This is a genomic window from Moorena sp. SIO4E2, assembly GCF_010671945.1.
Classification (GTDB): domain Bacteria; phylum Cyanobacteriota; class Cyanobacteriia; order Cyanobacteriales; family Coleofasciculaceae; genus Moorena; species Moorena producens.
This window is the reverse complement of record NZ_JAAHIE010001380.1, coordinates 1-1,112: the sequence shown is the minus strand read 5'-3', so window position 1 is coordinate 1,112 and position 1,112 is coordinate 1. Positions and strand designations below refer to the sequence as shown.

Here is a 1,112-nt window from a genome sequence, read left to right as displayed (position 1 = left end):
CTCCTGAAGGGCGGGGTTTTCACCCGCATCCGTTAGACAGTTAGACTTTTGAGGTTTTTATTCCTCGCGAAGTCCCCTACTCATACCCCTCTATTTTCTAGAGGCTCCTAGTAGGAACAAGCCGCACTGACTTCTAACTTCTGACTTTCCCTCACTCCTCAAGTAAATCCTTCAACACCTCTTCCGTAAAAGGATTCTTACCAGCCCGGAGGTCATCTATCCATTTTTGCGGTTGTGCTTTCCACTCATCATTGTCGGTCGAGTCTACATATACCTGAAAATCTGATATTGCTCCTGCTTTATCCCCAGTCAGAGCTTTAGCCAGACCACGACTCCTCTTAAAGAATCCATTTTCAGGTTCTTTTGCTACTGCTTTTTCACAGGCATCCATCACCTCAACAGCATATCCATGGAGGCTACCATCCCAACAGAGGTTGTTCCAATAATTAGCATCAATTTTTAGATTTAGATCTAGTTGTTGTGCTTCTTTATAGAGAGATAAGGCTTTGATTAATTTACCTTCTTTAGCTAACTTCTCACCTTGTTTGACAAGACCGGGAGCTACTGCTGCTTTGTTAACTGAATCTTGACATGAGCTTAAGCTTTCTAAAGCTTGAAAATTCTCCACAAAGTAATTTTCAAGCAACTTACAGCCCCTAGCTAGCATCTCATCTAAATCTTCAACGGCCCAGAGTCTGGCCGTATGGTCCGATGATGCCGTAGCGAGGGTTTTACCATCGGGGCTAAAGCTTACACTATTTACCGAGTCTTGATGTCCTTTCAACAGAGCTAATTGATTTCCTTCTAAATCCCAAACTCTGACCGTTTTGTCGTCTGATGCCGTAGCGAGGGTTTTACCATTGGGGCTAAAGCTTACACTATTTACCGAGTCTTGATGTCCTTTCAACAGAGCTAATTGATTTCCTTCTAAATCCCAGACTCTGACCGTTTTGTCCCATGATGCCGTAGCCAGCCTCTGACCATCGGGGCTAAAGCTTACACTATTTACCGAGTCTTGATGTCCTTTCAACAGAGCTAATTGATTTCCTTCTAAATCCCAGACTCTGACCGTTTTGTCCCATGATGCCGTAGCCAGCCTCTGACCATCGGGG

At 44.3% G+C, this 1,112-nt stretch carries 1 pseudogene; it reads right to left on the bottom strand.

Annotated features, from left to right (window positions below):
* Positions 1 to 151 precede the first annotated feature (151 nt).
* Positions 152 to 1,112 (bottom strand): annotated as a pseudogene (locus tag F6K37_RS43825) (hypothetical protein); the annotation flags it as partial.